Annotated in this window: 15 protein-coding genes; 6 read left to right on the top strand and 9 right to left on the bottom strand. The window is 64.8% G+C overall.

What is annotated here, in order from left to right; all coding sequences use genetic code 11:
- Positions 1-638 precede the first annotated feature (638 nt).
- Positions 639-2,039, top strand: coding sequence for an NtaA/DmoA family FMN-dependent monooxygenase (locus tag M8523_RS16760; protein WP_282586037.1), 1,401 nt, complete (start codon positions 639-641; stop codon positions 2,037-2,039).
- A gap of 9 nt (positions 2,040-2,048) precedes the next feature.
- Here M8523_RS16760 and M8523_RS16765 read toward each other — a convergent pair whose 3' ends face one another.
- The 8 genes from M8523_RS16765 to M8523_RS16800 all read right to left on the bottom strand — a co-directional run bounded on the left by M8523_RS16765 (position 2,049) and on the right by M8523_RS16800 (position 8,718).
- Positions 2,049-2,996, bottom strand: coding sequence for a nucleoside hydrolase (locus M8523_RS16765; protein WP_282586038.1), 948 nt, complete (start codon positions 2,994-2,996; stop codon positions 2,049-2,051).
- Complete coding sequence (locus M8523_RS16770) at positions 2,993-3,247, bottom strand: hypothetical protein (protein WP_282586039.1); 255 nt, start codon at positions 3,245-3,247, stop codon at positions 2,993-2,995. The genes M8523_RS16765 and M8523_RS16770 overlap by 4 nt, the downstream gene beginning before the upstream one ends.
- Before the next feature lie 43 nt (positions 3,248-3,290).
- Positions 3,291-4,070 (bottom strand): branched-chain amino acid ABC transporter ATP-binding protein, encoded by a 780-nt coding sequence (locus M8523_RS16775; RefSeq protein WP_282586040.1) that lies wholly within the window; start codon positions 4,068-4,070, stop codon positions 3,291-3,293.
- Positions 4,067-4,822, bottom strand: coding sequence for an ABC transporter ATP-binding protein (locus tag M8523_RS16780; RefSeq protein ID WP_282586041.1), 756 nt, complete (start codon positions 4,820-4,822; stop codon positions 4,067-4,069). The genes M8523_RS16775 and M8523_RS16780 overlap by 4 nt, the downstream gene beginning before the upstream one ends.
- On the bottom strand, positions 4,806-5,681 hold the full coding sequence (locus tag M8523_RS16785; RefSeq protein ID WP_282586042.1) for a branched-chain amino acid ABC transporter permease: 876 nt from the start codon (positions 5,679-5,681) through the stop codon (positions 4,806-4,808). Before M8523_RS16785 ends, M8523_RS16780 begins: the two co-directional genes overlap by 17 nt.
- A 3-nt stretch (positions 5,682-5,684) precedes the next feature.
- The gene (locus M8523_RS16790) at positions 5,685-6,569 is read right to left on the bottom strand and encodes a branched-chain amino acid ABC transporter permease (RefSeq protein WP_282586043.1); all 885 of its coding nucleotides are present in this window, start codon (positions 6,567-6,569) and stop codon (positions 5,685-5,687) included.
- Between the two features lie 230 nt (positions 6,570-6,799).
- The gene (locus M8523_RS16795; protein ID WP_282586044.1) at positions 6,800-7,912 is read right to left on the bottom strand and encodes an ABC transporter substrate-binding protein; all 1,113 of its coding nucleotides are present in this window, start codon (positions 7,910-7,912) and stop codon (positions 6,800-6,802) included.
- A gap of 110 nt (positions 7,913-8,022) precedes the next feature.
- The gene (locus M8523_RS16800; RefSeq protein WP_282586045.1) at positions 8,023-8,718 is read right to left on the bottom strand and encodes a GntR family transcriptional regulator; all 696 of its coding nucleotides are present in this window, start codon (positions 8,716-8,718) and stop codon (positions 8,023-8,025) included.
- Between the two features lie 180 nt (positions 8,719-8,898).
- Between M8523_RS16800 and M8523_RS16805 the strand changes: the two genes are divergently transcribed.
- Complete coding sequence (locus M8523_RS16805) at positions 8,899-9,915, top strand: isopenicillin N synthase family dioxygenase (RefSeq protein ID WP_282586046.1); 1,017 nt, start codon at positions 8,899-8,901, stop codon at positions 9,913-9,915.
- Positions 9,916-10,012: 97 nt separating this feature from the next.
- The gene (locus M8523_RS16810; protein WP_282586047.1) at positions 10,013-11,329 is read left to right on the top strand and encodes an LLM class flavin-dependent oxidoreductase; all 1,317 of its coding nucleotides are present in this window, start codon (positions 10,013-10,015) and stop codon (positions 11,327-11,329) included.
- A 285-nt stretch (positions 11,330-11,614) separates the two neighbouring features.
- Here M8523_RS16810 and M8523_RS16815 read toward each other — a convergent pair whose 3' ends face one another.
- The gene (locus M8523_RS16815) at positions 11,615-11,935 is read right to left on the bottom strand and encodes a hypothetical protein (RefSeq protein WP_282586048.1); all 321 of its coding nucleotides are present in this window, start codon (positions 11,933-11,935) and stop codon (positions 11,615-11,617) included.
- 202 nt (positions 11,936-12,137) lie between these two features.
- Here M8523_RS16815 and M8523_RS16820 point away from each other — a divergent pair, with 202 nt between their 5' ends.
- From M8523_RS16820 to M8523_RS16830, 3 genes are all read left to right on the top strand, one after another.
- Positions 12,138-13,112 carry an AraC-like ligand-binding domain-containing protein gene (locus M8523_RS16820; RefSeq protein ID WP_282586049.1) on the top strand — a complete coding sequence of 325 codons (975 nt, stop codon included), beginning with the start codon at positions 12,138-12,140 and terminating at the stop codon, positions 13,110-13,112.
- A 291-nt stretch (positions 13,113-13,403) separates the two neighbouring features.
- On the top strand, positions 13,404-15,428 hold the full coding sequence (locus M8523_RS16825) for a hydantoinase/oxoprolinase family protein (RefSeq protein ID WP_282586050.1): 2,025 nt from the start codon (positions 13,404-13,406) through the stop codon (positions 15,426-15,428).
- Between the two features lie 4 nt (positions 15,429-15,432).
- Positions 15,433-17,394: a hydantoinase B/oxoprolinase family protein gene (locus M8523_RS16830; protein WP_282586051.1), complete on the top strand. Its 1,962-nt coding sequence runs from the start codon at positions 15,433-15,435 to the stop codon at positions 17,392-17,394.
- Positions 17,395-17,517 lie beyond the last annotated feature (123 nt).

The raw sequence follows: 17,517 nt of genomic DNA on the forward strand, positions 1-17,517 counted from the left end.
AAGGCCCACTTTCGCCCGGATGACGTTCTGATCCTTCGTCATGGTCGTGCCCCTGCAAAACGCCGAGGCCGGATGCGAAGATGGCGGCGAGGTCGGTCCGGAAAGCGGCCGGGTCTGCAGTGTGATCGGCGGCAACGCTCATGCTGGTCTCCACGGTCTTGGCGGCCTCAATTTGCCAGAGCAGCGGTCGCTCGCCATACCCATGGGATCTTCACGGAAGCGGCTTGACCGCTCCCGTGAACGGAACGTGGGTAAGCAGTCAAAGCAGTCACTCAGCGGCAGATACTTCCAACGCGTCCGAGCCAAGTAGGGCGGTCAGGAGGAGGTCAAGCTTGTTTGGAAATGCACACTCTTCGGAGGTCGGCCGCAATTGAAGGCGAGAGCCTGTCAAAAAAGGAGGCATCGGCGGGCCCGTTGTTGGGATCGCAGCCCTCGGACGCCGCACGCGCTTACCGATCGCGACCGGTCTGTCCAGGCTATGACGTGCGCGTAGCGACATGTGCCGCTGATGGCCATGCTCATTCACGGCGACGCGCGGGCGGCATTCCTTTTATGTTCGCGTGATTGCCACGTCGATTAGCGCCACTTGCTTCGATGACCTGATGCCCGGCGTGGAAACCAGTCTGGAGCCTTCGAAGATGTCTTTGTTTTCACGTGATCCCGCAATCAAGGTCCTCAGCTTCAACCTTCTCGACATGCAGACGGTCGGCCATAACAACTACGGCCTCTGGCGGCATCCGAGGAACCGCAAGCGCTCCAATAATCTCAAGTACTGGACGGACTTCGCACAATCCTGCGAGAGGGCCTTGCTCGACACGCTGTTCTTCGCCGATGTCCTCGGGATCGCGGCCGGCTACGGGGGGAACAACGACGTGGCTCTACGAGAGGGCATGCATGTGCCGCTCAACGATCCTCTGATGGCTCTATCGGCCATGGCGGCGGTCACGACTCACCTCGGCTTCGCCGCCACCGTATCGACCACCTACGAGGCGCCTTTCGCCCATGCGCGGCGCATGTCGACGCTTGATCATCTCACGGGCGGGCGCATCGGCTGGAATGTCGTGACCTCCTACCTGCCGAACGCCAACGAGAACTTCGGGATTGCCCCGGACCTCTACACGCACGACGAGCGCTATGACAGGGCCGAGGAGTTCATGGCCGTCTGCTACAAGCTTTGGGAGGGCAGCTGGGCCGATGATGCCATGATCCGCGACTCCGATCGCAACATGGTGTCGGATCCCGCGAAGGTTCGACGCATCGACCACGCCGGTCGCTACTTCCAGGTTGCCGGGCCGCACCTGGTCGAACCTTCGCCCCAGCGCACACCGGTGATCCTGCAAGCCGGCAGTTCGGGGCGCGGAAAAGACTTCGCCGCCAAGCACGCCGAGGTCGTGTTCATCGGCGGCAGGTCCGCCGACGCCTACCGGAAGAATGCCAGGGACGTTCGCGCCAGCGTTGTGTCACACGGTCGGGCGGCAGGCGACGTCAAGATCCTGGCTGAGATGGGCCTCATCGTCGCTGCGACGCAGGCGGAAGCCGAGGCCAAGCTCGCGGACTTCCAGGCACTGAGCAGTCCGGACGGCTACCTTTCGCATCACTTCGGGTCCGGTGCCGACCTGCTCAAATACGATCGCAACAAGACGATCGAGGAGATCACCGCCGAAGGAGGCCCGGGATCGGTGTTCCTCAGCCACTACAACTATCCGCTGGGCACAACCGTCGGCGCCGTGCTCGATCAGGCCACCCGCCTCGATAGCTCGAGGGCCCTGTTCGCCTGGGGAACGCCGAAACGAGTGGCCGACAAGATCGAGGAGTGGGCCGACACACTCGACATCAACGGGTTCCTCATGCGCCAGATGATCTCGCCTGTCTCGGTCGACGAATTTGCCGACCTGCTGGTGCCCGAATTGCAAAGGCGCGGCCGCTACCGTCAGCGCTACGAGGCAACCAGCCTGCGCGAGAACATGTTCGGCACGCCGACGCCGCGCGTGCGGTCAACGCACCCTGCGGCCGCCTTCAAGTATCCCCTGAGTCGATGAGAGACTGCCTCAAGGCAGGCGCGCCAGGCGCTCCAGCATCAAGGCATAGAAGGCGTCGTTGTCGAGTTCCCGCAGGACGGTGCAGTTTGGCGGGTTTTTGGTGACGTTCCACCAATCGACGACGGTCATTCCACCCGTCAATGGAGAGACGAGATCGATGGCGACGTGGCAATGCCGCCCGCTGAACAGCGCCGGCTGCAACAGGTATCCGATCACGCAGGGATCGTGCAGCGGATAGCGATCGGTTCCGAACTTCTGATTGCCGAAGCGCTGGTAGAATTCGGCCATGCCGGCCCCTTGCACCCCGGTCCTAGTGCCGAGTGCCCGAAGCTCGCCGAGCCATGCTGGCGTCATCAGCGCCTTGTAGGTGCAATCGATGGGAACCATCGTCAGCTTCACGCCGGCGGTGAAGACGACGTGGGCAGCATGCGGATCGACGAAGATGTTGAACTCCGCGGCCGGCGTCGTGTTGCCGCCCTCGAAGAAGCCGCCCCCCATCAGCACCACTTCCGCAATGCGCGGCACGATGGCAGGCTGCTTGACCATGGCCATGGCGAGATTTGTCATGGGGCCGAGCGTGCAGATCGTGATCGTGCCGGGCTCGGCCGCCATCAGGCTGTCAATGATGAAATCGACGCCGTGCCCGGTGCCCAGCGGAGCGGTCGGAGACGGAAGGTCGCAGCCGTCGAGCCCGCTGTCACCGTGCACATATTCGGCCGTGAACAGCGCCCGCACCATCGGGCGGGCGCAGCCGGAATAGACCGGTATGTCCGGCCGGCCGCCGAGTTCGAGCACCATCTGGGCGTTCAGGGTGGTGCGGGCGAGCGGCACGTTGCCGGCCACCGACGTGACACCGATCACCTCCAGGTCCTCGGGCGAGCCCAGCGCCAGAAGGATGGCAAAGGCATCATCCTGGCCGGGATCGGTGTCGATGATGATCTTGCGCGGCGCACTCACGGCATGCCCTCCGCGGCGAGCAGCGGCTTCGATCGCTCCCACACCTTCTCGGCGACCACTTGTACCTCGCGAATCGCTTCCGCCTTGTCGAAGCGCGTGAGGCGCTGCTCGTCGATGAGGCATTCGCCGCAGACGAAAACGTGGGTCACGTCGCGGCCGCAGGCGTTGTAGACGATGTTGGTGATCAGGTTCTCGACGCGCAGCGGGTAGGAGCCGGTGTCGCCTATCATGCCGGCCTCTTCGTCATCCATGTAGACACAATGGGCGCCGATGAACCGGCGCGAATGTAGGTTTTCATGGAACGCTCCGCTGGGCCTGAATGGCAGGCGCTGCACCGACGCTGCCGTGCAAGAAGAGGGCGTGAAGATGGTCACGCTGGACGGCGGCTGCCGGCATATCTGCCGCCACGCTGCCGCGCACGAGCACGACGACGCGGTCGGCAATAGCAAGGCCGCGCGCGACGTTTTGCTCGACCAGCAGGACGGGGATGCGCCGCTCCCGGCGGATGCGCTGGATCGCGGCGAAGACGAGGTCGATCATCGCCGGAGCGAGGTCGCTCGAGGGTTCGTCCAGCAGCAGGACGGCAGGATCAGCCATCAGGGTCAGGGCGATGGAGAGCATTCGCCGCTCACCGCCGCTGAGCGCCCCCGCCGTGGCGCCGAGGCGCTCCCGCAGGCGTGGAAAGAGGTCGAGTACGGCCTCCTGCGCCGCCGCGCGTTTTGCGGGCTGCAGATAGGCACCCATACCGAGGTTGTCCCGCACCGACAGGCCGGCGAAGACGTTGTTGTTCTGCGGCACATAGCCAATACCGCCGGCAGCGCGGCGGTGGGTCGCCCAACGCGTGATGTCGACGTCATCCTTGTGCAGGATACCGCCCGTGATGGTCGTCAGCCCCATGACCGTTTTAAGCAGCGTCGACTTGCCGGAGCCGTTGGCACCGAGGACCAGGAGGATCTCGTCGGGCCGCAGCGCCATCGATAGCCTGTCCAGGATCACGAGTGGTCCGTATCCGGCGCTGACGGCGTCGAGCCGCAGCGCCGCGCCGGCCGCCCTCGATTCGGGTGGGACGCTCATGCGGTCTCTCCCAGGTAAGACCGCATCACCTGCGCGTTGCGGCGGATGTCGACCGGCGAGCCGCGGGCGATGACAGTGCCGGCGTCGAGCACGACGACGTCGTCGCAGACGTCGGCGATCATCTCCATGTTGTGCTCGATCAGCAGGACGGTCCGTCCCTCCGCCGCCAGCGACTTGAGGAACACGATCTGCTGCTCGACCAATACCGGGTTCACCCCGGCGGCGGGCTCGTCGAGCAGCAGCACGGGTGGATCACTCATCAGCGCCATGCCCATCGAAAGCAGCTTCTGTTGACCGCCCGACAGGCCGCCTGCCGCATGGTCGGCGAGGTGAATCAAGCCGAGGCGGGCAAGCATGGCGCGGGCGTCGACCACAAGGGCCCGTTCGGAGCGGCGGCTTGCCCCAGGACGGAACAGGAGGGTGAGCAGGTTCTCGCCCGGCTGGTCGCGCCGCCCGACCATCATATTTTGGATCACGGTCAGCCGGCGCGCAAGTCGTGGGATCTGGAACGTGCGGGCGACGCCCCGTGCCGCGACCTCCTCCGGTCGGCCCGCCGGGATGGGCACGGCTTCGATCGAGACGGAGCCGCTATCGGGCGCGATGGCACCAGCGACGACGTTGAGCAGCGTCGACTTGCCCGAACCGTTCGGGCCGATGAGGCCGAGGATGCGGCCGGGCCGCGCCTCCAGGCTGACGGCATCCAGTGCCCGCACTCCGGCGAAGGCGACCGTCACGTCACGGACCGACAGCATCGACCCTCACCTTTCGTTCGGGCACGAGGCCCTCGCGCCGCAGCAGGAAGACCAGCACCAGGACGACGCCGAAGATCCCGAGGCGGAGATTGGCCACAAGGTCGAACGGCAGGCCGCTCCAGGCCGCCAGGAAACGAGTCGAAACGCTGATAAACTGAACGAAGGCCGTGCCGACGACGGCGCCCAACAACGAGCCGGCTCCCCCCAGGATCAGCGCCGTCCAGACGATAAAGGTCTCGGCGACCGAGAAGGACGAGGGAGCCACGAAGCCGACGACATGGGCGTAGAGCGCTCCCGCAAGCGCGGCCATCAGCCAGGCTACGACTGTCACCAGCGCCTGGACCCGGAAGGGATTGCGCCCGAGCGTCGCCACCAGCAGGTCGTCTTCCCGCAGCACGCGCATGAGGCGCCCGAGCGGTGAGCGATCGATGCGGCGGGCAAGCAGCAGCATGGCGAGCAACAGGCCCAGCGCCAGTCCCAGCGCGGCGAGCGGGTTGGAGACGCGAGCGACAGCGGTGCCGTCCTGGCCGCCGGCGATGGGCGTGACGTTGACCATCAGCAGCCGGAAGATCTCCGATGCTCCGAGAGAGACCAGCGCCCAGTAGTCCTGCGACAGGCGCCCGACCGGAGCAAGCACCAGCACTCCACCGACGGCGGCCATTGCCAAGCCGAGCGCGAGGCCCGCGCTGATCGAGCCGCCGTGAGCGGCGGAAATGGCCGGACCGTAGGCGCCCAGCGCGAACGGCAGGATCTGGCCGAAGTTGACGAGGCCGCAGAGTCCGAACTGGAGATCGAGGCTGAGGGCCACGACCGACCAGATCGCGATCATCGTGACGGCGAAGACGAGGAAGTCGAGCATGGCTCAGCGCACTCCGCCGCTTCGCAACTGGCGCGGCCGGAAGCAGAGCACCAGCACCATGGCGGCAACCGCGATCGTGTCGCGGAACTGGCTGGGGAGGAACCACGACCGGCTGCTCAGCACGGCACCGAAGTCGACCCCGATCGCGATGTTCTGGGCCAGTGACAGGATGCAGGCGCCTGCCACCGCGCCGGCGATGCTGCTGAGGCCGCCGATGGTCACCGCAGCGAAGACGGGCAGCAGGATCTGCAGGTCCATGTCGGGCTGCAGCCGGGTTTCCAGGGCGAAAAGGGTACCGCCGAGGGCCGCGAAGGCTCCGGCCAGGAACCACATGAGGGCGGTCAAGCGGTCGGGCGGGATGCCGCGCGTCGCGGCAAGGTCGCGGTTGTCGGCTAGCGCGCGCAGGCCAGTGCCGATGCGCGTGCGGTAGAGCAGCAGTTGCAGCACGACCATTGCCGCGATCGTGGTCGCCACGACGGCGAGGTCGAGACTCGTGATGACGGCATCGCCCAAGAGGTAAGTGTCGGTCTCCACGTCGAAGACGCGCGCTGCGCCGCCGAAGACGGCAGCAACCCCGGAACGGAAGGCCAGGGCCACCCCCCATGAGGCGATCATCTTGGCCTCGGGCCGTAGGCCGCGGAGCGGGTGGAAGACCAGCCGTTCGACGATGATCGCCACCAGCCCCGTCAACACCGCGGAGATCGCCGTAGCGACGGGAAAGCCGAGGCCGAGGCCTCGCGCCGCATAGGTAAAGTATCCCCCCAGCACCGCATACTGGATATGGGCGAAATTGGCGAAGCGGACCACCGAGTAGGCTAGCGAAATTCCCACCGCGATGACGGCGATCTCGCTGGCGTAGACGATCGAGTTCAGAAGGATCTGCAGCACGGAAACCCGTTCTTGACCGCGAGGTGGATAAGGTCGTCGCCGGGCCCTTGCGATCGCAGACGGCCTGGCTCGATGATGTCTTGTCACGCTCGCGCAGCTCGATTGGGAGCGATGGCCGGTCAAGCACCAGGCGACGTCGCCCCGATCGAGGGTGTAAGCCCCTAAGATCGCAAAGGGTGGACTTCGGCACGCAGCGTTGCTGTGGCACCGCCGCATGCCATCCGGATGGGCTACTGCTGACCCGTCGTGACGAACTTGCCGTCCTTGTAGCTGATGACGTCGATGGGAGGATCGATGCGCTGGCCGCGCACGTCCCACTTGATGGCGCCCGTCGCGCCCTGGTAGCCGTCGATGCTCTTGGCCATGGTGGTAGCCGAGAAGCCGCCGGGCGCGGCGGCGGCGCGGGCGATTAGCATCAGCGCGTCGTAGCCATAGAAGACGTGCGGCAGCGGCTCCTCCTTGCCGAACTTGGCGGCATAGTCGGCGCCGACCTTCTTGGCGACGTCACCGGACAAGCCGCCATTGTCGACGCCCATCAGATGGCCGTTCATCCAGGCCTCGTTCTCGACAGTCAGGATCGAGGGATAGCCGGCGTACCAGACCTGCTTCAGTCCGAGCGTGCGGGCGTCCTTGAAGATCGTGCGGGAATCGTCTCCGTAGCCGGTCGTCATGATGGCATCCGGCTTGCTCGATACCAGCTGCTGGATGTCGGCGCGGTAGTCGGGCTGGCCCTCGCTATAGGCGATCTTGGCGACGATCTTACCCCCCTTCGCTTCGAAGGCAGTTGCGGCGGCGTCCATAAGGCCGGTGCCGAAGGTGTTGTTGGGGACGACGAAGGCGGCGGACTTGACGCCTTGTGCCGCCGTCCATTCGCCGAGTGCCTTGCCCACGATGTCGTCGAGCGGCAACACCGAATACACTGTGCCGGGGAAGTCGCCGAGCTTGGCCGAGCTCGAAGAGGTGTTGACGATGATCTTGCCCTTCTGCTTGGCGATGGGCGCGACGGCCAGCTCGATGCTGGAGCCGCCGAACATGATAACGGCCGGGACCTTGTCTACGTCGTAGAGCTTGGTGGCGGCGTTGAGCGCCTCCTGCGTCTTGTACTGCGCGTCCTCGATGATGAGCTTGATGGGCTGGCCGTCGACGCCGCCGTCCTTGTTTACGGCATCGGCCGCGATCTGGATGCCGCGCACCATGTCGGTGCTGGTCTTGACGTCCATGCCCGTCAGGTTCGCGATGACGCCGATGGGGATCGGCTCCTTTGACTGGGCCTGCGCTCCCGAGCTCAGAAACGCCAGCGCGACCGCGCCGGCGCCAACCATCGAGTGTATGAACCGCTGCATGGAAGCTCCTGTTTCCGACCCGTTAGAGCCGCGCTGGTGACCTGAAGCGTTTCCCCTCCGCCCATTGAGAGCGGTTATTCTTGGCCACGGGCAGTCCAACCTTCTATGGGTCAGGCTGATTCCTTGGCGGCATCGTCCCCGGCCGTAGCCAGGAGCGCGGCGCGGATCATCTGGCCGGACCGCGTCACGAGATCCCGGGTCACCTCGGCCGCCTGATCGGGCGCTCGCGCCTTGATGGCGGCGACCAGTGCGACGTTTGCCTCGATACTGAACAGCATCATGTCGCGGTTACGGCGATAGCAGTAGAGGCGGTAGCGGAGCGCCTGCTTGTCGAGGCTTGCCAGGATGGTGCGCAGGGTCTCGTTGCCGCATTCGGCGTGCAGCAGGTTGGTTAGGGCGACGTTGGCCGCGAAGGCGGTGTCGCGAGCATCTTTCTCGATCGCACGGCCCATGTCCCGCACGAGCTTTTCGAGCGAGGAGACGGTCCGCGCACTGGCATTCCGCGCGACCCCCGACGAGGCGAGGGCTTCGAGCGACGCCCGGCAGGCATAGACCTCGTCCAGCTTGCGTACTGAGAGCTCGGTCACGAACATGCCGACCCTAGGGCGACGCTCGACCAAGCCGTACGACGCGAGGATCTGAAGCGCCTCCCGCACCGGCGACCGGCTGACCGCGAAGCGCTGACAGATCTCCTCCTCGACCAGACGCATGCCGGGCGGGAAGTGCATGTGAATAAGGTCCTCCTCGAGCCTTCGCAGGAGGTCTTCGCCTAAAAGCGCCGGCCGTTGCAAAGCTTCGCCGGACATGTGCTCAACCACGGCGGCGCGTGACAGGCCGATCTTCCATGACCGACGCCACACCGGGATGGACCTGCGGAAAGGGACTAGACAAGCGGGGGGTTCCTCTGATTGCCTGTATACTGTCGACTGCGCCTTGGAACGAGTCAAGGTGTGTCGTACAAGTCCACCTTAAGCAAAGGTCAAGCCATGTCAGCGACCAGAACGGTCAAGCCCGTCTCGGCGGGGGACGAGACGATCGATCGCCTGCCGATCGTAGACCTTCAGAACTTTGCCTTCGACGAGGCCGGTGCCGATCGTATCGCTAAGGAGATCGACCGGATCTTCTCGGAAACGGGCTTCTGCTATCTCAGCAACACCGGGGTGTCGGATGCCGAGATAGCCAGGATTTTCGAGGCATCCAAAGCGTTCCACGCCTTGCCGCAGGCCGACAAGGAGGCGGTCGCGATCAATGCCTACCATCGCGGCTACATGGCGCCAAAGACGTCACTGATCGTGACCTCGTCGGTCGCGACAGTGACCAAGCCCAACAACAGCGAATCCCTGATGATCATGCACGAGATCGCGGGGGACGACCCGCGCTTCGGACAAGATCTCCAGGGCCCCAACCAGTGGCCCGACAAGCTCCCCGCCTTCCGCGCCGATGTGCAGGAGTATGTGGACGCGATGCTCGGCCTCGCGCGACGGTTCACGACGCTCATCGCGCGTGCGCTCGGTATGGCGCCCGACGCCCTCGACCATTTCTTCGCCAGGCCGACCACGTTCCTGCGCCTGCTCCACTATCCGCCACAGCCGAACGCCGCGGACGACGAGTTCGGATCGGCGCCGCATACGGACTACGGCTTCATCACGATCCTCCTGCAGGACGGTGTGGGGGGGCTCGAAGTCAGGCGGCGTGGCGGCGGCTGGATCAAGGCCACGCCAGTGCCGGGCACATTCGTGATCAACGTCGGCGACATCCTGGCGCGATGGACGAACGGCCGCTGGCAATCGACGCCCCACCGGGTCCAGAACAAGAACACCGTCGATCGCTACTCCGTGCCCTTCTTCTTCGACCCGGATATGTCCGAAACCATCACCTGCCTGCCGGGCTGCGTGGCCGCCAACGAGGCGCCCCGGTTCGAACCGATCGTCTATGGGAAATACCTTATGGAACGCATCGACAAGAACTACAGCTATCGGAACGCCGCAGGCGGGGCAGCGTAGCGAAGGCAATATCGATGGATCGATGCCGATCGCCCTCATGGATACCCGAAACGGCGGATGCCGCCTTTGACGGGATCAATCATGGATACCGAGACTGATGCCGACGCCACGCCGTATGAAGCTTATCGCCTATCTCAAGACCGGTCCCAGCGCCGGCCACAGCGGCGGGTGGCGCCATCCGTCGGCGGCGCTCGACGATATCTTCGAACCGTCTCGGTATGAACATATCGCCCGTGTCCTCGAGGCCGCCTGCTTCGACGCTGGCTTCTTCGCCGATACCTTCGGTCTCGGCGATACGTTTGGTGGCAGCTACGACACCTACCTGCGCCTGGGCGGGCAGACCAGCTATCTCGACCCGATGGCGGTGTTGCCCCTCATGGCTCGCGTGACCAATCATCTGGGGCTCGGCGCGACACTGTCGACGACCTTCAACACCCCGTACTGGATCGCCCGAACCCTGGCTTCCCTGGACCACCTGTCCAAGGGGCGCATCTGCTGGAATGTCGTGACCTCCGCGACCGAGATGGAGGCTCGGAATTTCGGCTTTGATGCACTTCCCTCCAAGTCCGAGCGCTACGATCGGGCCGACGAGGTGCTGGAGGCGTGCTGTACTCTTTGGGACGGTTGGCAGCCCGATCCTTTCGTGCTCGATCGCGAGAAGGGCATCTTTATCGACCCGACAAAGGTGGCACGCGCCGATTATGTCGGCCGCTATGTCAGCACGCGCGGTCCCCTCACGATTCCGCGCAGCCCGCAAGGGCGCCCCGTGTTCTTGCAAGCGGGCGCCTCCGACCGGGGCCGCGAATTCGCTGCGCGCTGGGCGGAGGCGATCTTCACAGAATCGTATTCGAAGGCCGATGCGCAGGCTTTCTACGCCGACATCAAAAGCCGAATGGCGGCCTATGGGCGACCGCCCGAACACTGCGCCGTGCTGCCTTTGATGTCGGTCGTGCTCGGCGAGACGGAGAGCATCGCCCGCGAAAAGGCGGCCTATCTCGACACGCTGGTCAGCGATGAACTTCAACTGGCCATCACCTCACAACTTGTCGGCGTCGACCTCAGTCGCGGCATCGAGAGCGAGGCAGCCGTGGTGGACGAACTTTCCCGGGGCAATCACGGCATCGAAGGCGAGCGAGCGCATGTCGCACAGGTAGCCAAGGCAGCAGGGGTGAGCTTTGCCGCCGCGGCGAAGCGACCCTACGAAATGATCGTCGGCACGCCGGACTTGGTGGCCGACCATATGGAGGACTGGTTTTTGGGGGGCGGTGCCGATGGCTTCATCCTGATGCCCACCGTCTTCCCCATCATGTTCGAGGAGTTCGGCCGTCTAGTGGTCCCGATCCTTCAACGCCGCGGCCTGTTCCGCACCTCGTACCAAGGCGCCACGCTACGCGACAACCTCCGGTCACCCTGAGCATTGTCGGCAAGGCGGCGTTTGACCTCGGATCGGCTCGGAATATTCGTCCCACGTCATCCTCATAATACCAAATGCCCTCAGGTTGACCCGCAAAGACTCATTCGCCCATCCGATTGAGATGATGGTGCTGGGAGGTCGGATCCGGCCCTCGCAGCATTCCTCGCGTGGGCGCCGCGCCGAATCCGACGATTTTCACGCACCGACTCTGCCGACGAAATCGCGGCACGGGACCGACGCCCATCGTGACAAGTGTTGAGGGACGGTCGCACCCTCACCGCAAGATCAGCTCCCGAAGCCGACGTTTGGGTACGGGATCGGCACCGAGCCGGACATGATCGGACCATCGGGCAGCGGGAATGACAGCGGCGGCATGGCGCCACCCGACGTCACGAAAGCTCGCGCCTGGGTACTTTGAGCGAGTTGCCGCTGCTGGCTCTGATGCAGTGGCAACGATCCGCCGATGCTCATCAATTGGGGTGAGCCGATTGGAACCGGCGGCGCGCTCAAGGTGAGAGGGCGAAGGCTGAGCGAGGTGTTCGGCCCGGTCGGGATGTGGAGGATCCTACGGGCCAGGGCGGACCGCTGCCGTGCGAGATCCCACATCACGGGAACGGCGGCGCAGGTGCGACCAGCCTTCTCAATACATCAAAGATACGACGGTACGGTGATGGACAGCTAGGCTTATCTGTGCTCGTTTCATGCTCGCCGTCCGCCAAATGCCGCTTGCGGCGCAGATCTGCAAAATGCCGACAGGAGCTGCGAGCGAAGCCTCGAACCTGAGAAGAATGTCGCCCGAAGAAGGTCAGTGGAGGTCGTCACTTTGAGAGCCACCTACTCTTCCGCTCAAACTGCGAGGGACAGAACTCGCAGCTTTTGGGAAGAAGCTGTCGCTGCCGTCTACTTCCCGCTGGAGCTGCAGTTTGAGAATGGGCGCGAGTTCGCCGGAAAGCTCGACACATGGTCTCTCGGGCAAGTTTCGGTGTCCCGTAACGTGTCGGACGGATTACTCTATCGCAGGCATGCCCGTCACCTCGCCGCCGAGCGCGAGGAAAGCTTTCTAATCACCATACCTGAGCGGAACGAGATTCGCTTCTCCCAGGCCGGCCAGGAAGTCAGATGCCGACCAGGCGCTTGCCTGGTCGAGCGAAGTCATCTTCCTTACGAGTTCAGCCACCGAGACCCGACGTCGCTCTGGGTGCTCAAGATCCCCAACGCTCAGTTGAAAGCCCGAGTGGCTCGGCCCGAGCGCCTCGCCACGCTCCAATTCGACGTCACGGGCGGCGTCGGCGCCTTGTTCGTTGACATGCTGCGTCTGAGCGTCGAACGGCTCGACGGGAGGAGCGAGGCGGCACAGTCCACCGCCGGCTGGCACCTGATCGACCTGCTGGCCCTGACCATCGGGGCCGACGACCGCGTTCTTGGAAGCCAGGCCTCGTCGATCCGGAACGCGCATCTGCACCGGTCGGAGCACTTCATCCGTGCCCGTCTCGCCGATGCCCGGTTGTCCCCGCAGGCGGTCGCTGACCATTGCGGGATTTCGCTGCGCTACCTGCACCGGCTGTTCGAAGAAGAAGGCACAACGGTGTGCGATTTCATCCGCACCGAACGCCTGCTGGCGTGCGATGCCATGTTGCGCGACCCGCTCTGCCGGAAAAGCATTGCCGAGATCGCCTATGGCATGGGTTTCAGCGATCAAGCCCAATTCAGCCGCCATTACCGCGCCCGGTTCGGCTGCACGCCGCGAGAAGCCCGCGCGATGTCGCGCTTCACGGTCCAATAGCTCCGGCCGGCCAAGGCGGATCCTCCATCGGCTACTTCGCCCGTGACGTGCCTGCGTAAGTGGCAGTTCTTCGTTTGCCGAGAATCTGGGCAGCTTATGCGCTGATGCGCAAGAACGACGCCCCTCAGGCGCAAGAACGACGCTCCGAAATTTCCTCTAATCCCGATCACGCCCTGCGCGACGACTGCCGAGATCACCCGGTCCGGGCAGCTTCGTCCAACCGCAGATCCGCTGGAACGAGTGAGACCTCGGCGTCAGTCGTCGAGGCTTGCGTCTGAGAAGGAAGCCTTCGTGCCGAACCTGCGCGTGGCTGTCGATGTCGGCGGCACCTTCACCGATATCTGCATCATGGACGAGACGACCGGTGCAATCCGGATTGAGAAGACCGCCTCCACCCGCGATCCGATTGACGGCATCATGAGCGGAGTGGGCAAGGCCGGCATCGACCTCACCCAAGTTGCCCTCTTCTCCCACGGCACGACCGTGGCTACCAACGCGCTCATCACGCGCCGCCTGCCGCGCACGGCTGTGGTCGGAACGCAAGGGTTCCGCGACGTCATCGAGATCCGCCGCGCCAACAAGGAGGACCTCTGGGACGTCTATAAGGATGTAGTGAAGCCCTATGTCCCGCGGCGCGACCGGCTGACCGTGCCGGAGCGCGTGGACGCGGCCGGCCGCGTGGTCGAGCCGCTCGACGAGGCCGCGGCCCGCGAGATGGCCCGCATCCTCAAACGGCGGGGCGTCGAGGCTATCGCAGTGTGCTTCATGAACGCATACCTGAACGGCGCCAACGAGCGTGCCATGCAGGCGATCCTGCGAGAGGCAATGCCCGACGTGCCGATCTCGATCTCCTCAGTGGTGCTGCCGGAGATCTTCGAGCACGAGCGCTTTTCCACGACCGTGGCCAATGCGGCCGTCAGCCCCGTGGTGGTCGACTACACGACCCGGCTCGGGGACCGGCTCGCCCGCGAAGGCTACACCCGCGACCTGCTGCTGCTCCACACCGGCGGCGGCGTGATGACGCCGGCGAGCGTGAAGGATTTCGCGGCCCGTCTCGCCGGCTCGGGAATCGCGGCCGGTGCCATCGCGAGCCGTTACATCGCGGGCCTTTGCGGCTATCCCAACTCCATCGGTCTCGACATGGGCGGAACTTCGACCGACGTCTCGCTGGCCTACGACGGTCAGTCCCGTGTCACCAAGGATTGGCACATCGAGTTTGGCTACCCGATCCGCTTCTCGTCGATCGAGGTGCTCACCATCGGGGCCGGTGGTGGCTCGCTGGCTTGGACGGACCCCGCCGGCTCATTGCGCAACGGCCCGCAATCGGCCGGCGCCCATCCCGGGCCGGCCTGCTACGGCAACGGCAATCGGCAGCCGACCAACACGGACGCGAACGTGACGCTGGGACGGCTCGGCACGCGGCTCGCCGGCGGCAAGATCACCCTCGATCCAGAGCTTGCGCGCACCGCCGTCGCGGAAGGCGTGGCCAAGCCCTTCGGTCTCTCCGTGCCGGACGCCGCGGATGCCATTCTACGGGTGGCCAATGCAAACATGTCGGATGCCGTGCGGCTCATCTCGATCAGCCGCGGCTACGACCCGCGTGATTTCGCGTTGGTTGCCTTCGGCGGCGCCGGGGCGCTGCATGGTGTCGACGTGGCGCGTGAGCTCGCGATCCCGGTGGTCATCGTGCCGCCGAACCCTGGCGTCACCTCGGCCCTTGGTTGTTTGCTGGTCGACATGCAGCACGACTTCTCGCAAAGCTGCATGGTCGGCACCGAAGAGGCCGACCCGGCCGCCATCGAGGCGCAGTTCGCCGAGATCGAGCGGGAGGCGCTGGACCGCCTGACTCATGAAGGCGTTGCCGAGGCCGACATCCTCCTGCAGCGCTCGGTCGACATGATGTATCGGGGCCAATGGCGCTCGCTGGCCGTCCAGGCGCCATCCCGTATCGTCTCGATCACGGAACTCGTTGCGAAATTCCATGCCGAGCACCAGCGCGAATACAACTTCCGTCGCGACGATGCGCCGGTCAGCCTGTTCCGTATCAATCTCAAGGCCACCGGGCTGGTGCCCAAGGCCGAATTCCCCGTGCACGAGCCAACCGGCGTCGTGCCCTCGCCCGCCGGGTCCCGTCCGGTCTGGTTCGACGGCACCGAGCACGACACACCGATCTATCAGCGCGACGACTTGCCGTGCGGCTTCGATTGGGTGGGGCCGGCCGTCGTCGAGCAGGTTGACGCCACCGTCGTGATCCCGCCGGGGACGCGCGCGGAGGTCGACAAATACCTGAACATCCTCATCCGCGTGAAAGGCTGATCCGATGACCGGAGACCTGCGGCTCGACCCCGTGACCTTCGAGGTGCTGAAGAACGCCTTCATCACCAGTGTCGATCAGATGGGTGAGCAGATCCTGAGGACCTGTTATTCCTTCGTGATCTACAACCACGATTTTTCGAGCGCGCTACACGACGCGCAGGGCGAATGCGCCGCCCAGGGTAACCAGGATATCGCGGTCCACGTCGGTACCCTGCACTTCACCTGTAAGGAAGTGATGCGCTACTTCGATGGCGACATGAACCCGGGCGACGTCTTCGCCATCAATGACCCCTATGCGGGCGGCACCCACTTCTCGGATGTGCGCCTCATCCGGCCGATCTTCGCCGACGGCAAACTCATCGCCTTCGCGCAGTCGAACGGCCACTGGTCGGACATGGGCGGCAGCGTGCCCGGGTCGTTCGACGTCGCGGCCCGGGATATGTTCCGCGAGGGCTTGCGCATCACGCCGGTCAGGCTCTTCGACAAGGGGCGGTTCTGTCGAGACGTCGCCCATCTCATCGCGTCGAACACACGCGACCCGGCCTCCATCATTGGCGACATTCAGGCGCAGGCGCAGGCCACCCAGGTCTGCGAGCGCGAGATCCTGCGCCTCGTCGGTAAATACGGCCGCGACACGGTCGAAACCGGACTTGGCGCCGTGCAGGACTATGTCGAACGGTCGGTGCGCCAGCGCATCGCGGCGCTGCCGGATGGCAGCTGGGAAACAGTGGATTTCATCGACCGCGACCCGGCCGGCGGCGAGGGCATGATCCCCATCCGCATCAAACTGACCATCCGGGGCGATAAGGCAATCTACGACTTCACCGGCAGCCACCCCACGATAGGCACCATCTATAACTCGGCTTTTGGAGCCACCTTCTCGGCGGTCGCGGCCGGCATGAAGACATTCTTCCCTGACCTGCCGCTCAATTCGGGATTCTACCGTGCTTTCGAGATCGTGGTCCCGGAAGGCTCGATCGTGGATGCCAAATGGCCCGTCGCGGTCACCGGATTCCTGATGCCCTTCGAAAAGATCATGAACGCGATCTACGAGATGTGGTCGAAGCTGATGCCGGAACGCGCGCTCGCTTGCGCGTTCAACCTCGAATACCTGCTGACGGGCGGTCGCGACGCGCGTAGCGCCGACAAGCCCCTCTTCATGTTCTACGATTGGCTTCCCGGCGGCTGGGGTGGCCGCAACGGCAAGGACGGCAGCAACGTCACGACAGCCTGCTTCGGCACCGGCATGATGGCGCAACCGGTCGAAGGCCAGGAACGGGCAAACCCGATCCTCACGACCGAGTTCGAGATCCTCCGCGACTCGGCCGGGCCCGGCAAATGGCGGGGCGGCGCGGGCGCGATCAAGACGTCCCGCCTGCTCGAATCCGAGAACACCGTCATCTCCTATATCTGCGACCGCGAGCGAGCCGTGGTGTGGGGCATCGAAGGCGGCCTGCCGTCGATGCCACATGGCCTGACCCTGAGGCGGGTCGGCGCGGAGCGGGACGAGCGCCTCGGCTCCATTTTCTCCGACGTGCCGCTCCGCGAAGGCGACGTCTTCTCGCGACCGACCGCCGGTGGCGGTGGTTTCGGCGATCCCCTCGAGCGCGACCCCGCCCTCGTCTGCGAGGACATCAAGGACGACTACGTGTCGGTCGAACGCGCCGCCAAGGACTACGGGGTCGTGATCCGGCCCGTCGATGTCGAACTGTGCCACTACGAGGTCGATGCGGCCGCAACCGATCGCTTGCGCAACACCATACGGGCCGAGCGGCTCGCCTGGGCGCGGCTCGATCCCGAAGTCGTGGCGGCTCGTTATCGGGCCGGCGAGATCAACGCACTCGATGCCGTTCGCCAGCACGCCGTGATCCTCGACTGGGACACGGGAGCGCTTCTGCCCGAATCCACGCGCCAGTTCAGGGACGTGTTCGAACGTCGGTCAGCCGCCCAGTGGCAGGGTGGCTGACCAGCACACAAACCCAGCCCGAATCTTGCGAATGCGGGCCGACAAAGCCGACTTCATTATCGCACCCTTGTTTCAGGAGTTCGTCTCTATGTGCATTGCGACATCCTCAATAAAGGCGTCCAG

Source organism: Lichenifustis flavocetrariae, assembly GCF_026130545.1.
Classification (GTDB): Bacteria; Pseudomonadota; Alphaproteobacteria; order Rhizobiales; family Beijerinckiaceae; genus Lichenihabitans; species Lichenihabitans flavocetrariae.

Excerpts from the sequence above, each read along its gene's own strand:
- M8523_RS16780 (WP_282586041.1), bottom strand. The coding sequence starts at position 4,822 with ATGCTGTCGGTCCGTGACGTGACGGTCGCCTTCGCCGGAGTGCGGGCA.
- M8523_RS16830 (WP_282586051.1), top strand. The coding sequence starts at position 15,433 with ATGACCGGAGACCTGCGGCTCGACCCCGTGACCTTCGAGGTGCTGAAG.
- M8523_RS16815 (WP_282586048.1), bottom strand. The coding sequence starts at position 11,935 with ATGTGGGATCTCGCACGGCAGCGGTCCGCCCTGGCCCGTAGGATCCTC.
- M8523_RS16760 (WP_282586037.1), top strand. The coding sequence starts at position 639 with ATGTCTTTGTTTTCACGTGATCCCGCAATCAAGGTCCTCAGCTTCAAC.
- M8523_RS16795 (WP_282586044.1), bottom strand. The coding sequence starts at position 7,912 with ATGCAGCGGTTCATACACTCGATGGTTGGCGCCGGCGCGGTCGCGCTG.
- M8523_RS16785 (WP_282586042.1), bottom strand. The coding sequence starts at position 5,681 with ATGCTCGACTTCCTCGTCTTCGCCGTCACGATGATCGCGATCTGGTCG.
- M8523_RS16805 (WP_282586046.1), top strand. The coding sequence starts at position 8,899 with ATGTCAGCGACCAGAACGGTCAAGCCCGTCTCGGCGGGGGACGAGACG.
- M8523_RS16800 (WP_282586045.1), bottom strand. The coding sequence starts at position 8,718 with ATGTCCGGCGAAGCTTTGCAACGGCCGGCGCTTTTAGGCGAAGACCTC.
- M8523_RS16775 (WP_282586040.1), bottom strand. The coding sequence starts at position 4,070 with ATGAGCGTCCCACCCGAATCGAGGGCGGCCGGCGCGGCGCTGCGGCTC.
- M8523_RS16810 (WP_282586047.1), top strand. The coding sequence starts at position 10,013 with ATGCCGACGCCACGCCGTATGAAGCTTATCGCCTATCTCAAGACCGGT.
- M8523_RS16770 (WP_282586039.1), bottom strand. The coding sequence starts at position 3,247 with ATGGATGACGAAGAGGCCGGCATGATAGGCGACACCGGCTCCTACCCG.